This is a genomic window from Peptoniphilus sp. BV3C26, assembly GCF_000478985.1.
In the GTDB taxonomy this organism is placed as follows: domain Bacteria; phylum Bacillota; class Clostridia; order Tissierellales; family Peptoniphilaceae; genus Peptoniphilus_B; species Peptoniphilus_B koenoeneniae.
In genome coordinates this window covers 1-693 of record NZ_AWXB01000013.1, presented here as the reverse complement: position 1 = coordinate 693, position 693 = coordinate 1, and the positions used below count along the sequence as shown (strand labels likewise).

1 protein-coding gene is annotated in these 693 nt (G+C 39.5%); it reads left to right on the top strand.

Going from position 1 to position 693, the window contains the following annotated elements; translation table 11 throughout:
• Nucleotides 1-37: 37 nt before the first annotated feature.
• Nucleotides 38-693: VirB6/TrbL-like conjugal transfer protein, CD1112 family (locus tag HMPREF1253_RS01485; RefSeq protein WP_023054988.1), on the top strand; the 656-nt coding region annotated here is incomplete at its 3' end.

The window sequence follows — 693 nt, the reverse complement described above, 5'->3', positions numbered from 1 at the left end:
GCCAATGTACTCAAGTAAGAAGAAAAGGAGAGCTTAGATGTTTGGAATATTCGACAAGATAGAAGAATTTTTTAAGGAACTTCTACTGGGCGGTATCCAAGCAAACTTAGAGTCCATGTTTCTTGACATCAACGATAAAGTTGGTGCAGTTGCAACAGATGTAGGAAAAACTCCCATGGGGTGGAACGGAGATGTATTTGCCTTTATCAAAAGCATTAACGATTCCGTCATTATTCCCATAGCGGGACTAATCATCACAGCAGTCCTTTGTATTGAGCTTATCAATATGGTAATGCAAAAGAACAATATGCATGATACGGACACCTTTGAATTTTTTAAGTACATCATTAAGATGTGGATTGCTGTATGGTTAGTATCTCATGCTTTTGAGTTTTCAATGGCAGTCTTTGATGTGGCACAACATATGGTAAATAAGGCGGCAGGGGTGATAAATACCTCTGCCACCGTTTCCGGAGATCAGATAGTGGCAATGATGGATACCTTAAAAGAAAAGGGGCTTGGAGAGCTTGTCATGATTCTCTTTGAAACCTCACTCATAAAGGTTGCCATAGAGGTAATTTCCATTGTAATCATGCTTGTGGTTTACGGAAGAATGTTTGAGATTTATGTTTACTCATCGGTTTCAGCCATTCCATTTGCCACAATGGGAAACAAAGAGTGGGGACAAATTGG